The organism is Enterobacter cloacae complex sp.6700776 (assembly GCF_048284255.1).
GTDB lineage: Bacteria > Pseudomonadota > Gammaproteobacteria > Enterobacterales > Enterobacteriaceae > Enterobacter > Enterobacter intestinihominis.
In genome coordinates, this window is the sequence record NZ_JBLVYK010000127.1 from 1 (window position 1) to 319 (window position 319).

At 58.3% G+C, this 319-nt stretch carries 1 protein-coding gene; it reads left to right on the forward strand.

Translation table 11 applies throughout. From position 1 onward, the window contains the following. Positions 1-319, forward strand: a 319-nt coding sequence (locus ACNQ0T_RS23540) for a solute carrier family 23 protein (protein WP_417930418.1), incomplete at both ends; no start/stop codon positions are given.

The following is a 319-nucleotide window of genomic DNA, read 5'->3' on the forward strand; positions in this document are numbered from 1 at the left end:
GTATGTCGCTGCTGGCCTCGGGCATTGGCACTTTTCTGCAGTCCAATCGGGTATGGGGCATCGGCGCCGGGATGATCTGCATGCAGGGCACCAGTTTTGCCTTCCTCGGCGTGACGGTGGCCGGAGGGATGTGGGTAAAAGCGCAGGGCGGCGGGCCGCAGGATATGATGGCGATGCTGTTTGGCGTTAACTTTGTCGCCGCTCTGGTGCCGGTGATTGTCAGCCGCTTTATCGAACCGCTGAAGAAAATCTTTACTCCCATCATTACCGGCAGCGTGATTGCGCTGATCGGCATCAGCCTGATCAAGGTCAGCGTCAT